The following is a 696-nucleotide window of genomic DNA, read 5'->3' on the forward strand; positions in this document are numbered from 1 at the left end:
AAAGACTTCAACTATGTAATCACTTCAAAATGGTCAAAGGGAACCAAAGGTGAAGCAAAAGATGTTGTTATTAAAAATGGTGAACTAATTAGTGGCGTAATTGACAAGTCATCAATTGGTGCTGAAGAACCTGAAAGTGTTTTACACAGAATTGCAAAAGATTATGGTAACGCACCTGCTAAAAAATTCCTAAACTCTGTATTGATTATAGCAAAACAATTCATTACTCATTATGGTTTTAGTTATGGTTATGCTGATTTAGAACTACCAGAAAAAGCACGAGCTGGAATTCTAGATGACATTCAAAAAAGTTACGATACTGTTTATGATTTAATTTCTCAAGCAAAGAAAGGAACACTAAAGCTAACAAGAGGATTGGCAGCTGATGAAGCACTAGAGGCATACATTGTAAATGAGCTCTCAAAAGCTAGAGACAAGGCAGGAAGTATTGCAGATCATTCCTTTGATCATACAAATGCCGGAAAAATTATGGCATCAACTGGTGCAAGAGGTTCAGCTCTTAACATTGGTCAGATGGCAGGTTCCTTAGGACAACAATCTAGACGTGGACAAAGACTCCTTAAAGGATACAATAATCGAGCATTACCTCACTTTAAAGAACATGATAATAATCCAGACGCACATGGATTTGTAAAAACAAACTACCGAGATGGATTATCTGCTTTAGAATTTTTC

General features: G+C 35.8%; 1 pseudogene. It reads left to right on the forward strand.

Features of this window, described 5'->3' with window-relative positions:
* A pseudogene (locus tag C6988_RS10965) lies at window positions 1–696 on the forward strand (DNA-directed RNA polymerase subunit A'/A''); the annotation flags it as partial.

Source organism: Nitrosopumilus sp. b1 (assembly GCF_014078545.1).
Taxonomy (GTDB): Archaea; Thermoproteota; Nitrososphaeria; order Nitrososphaerales; family Nitrosopumilaceae; genus PXYB01.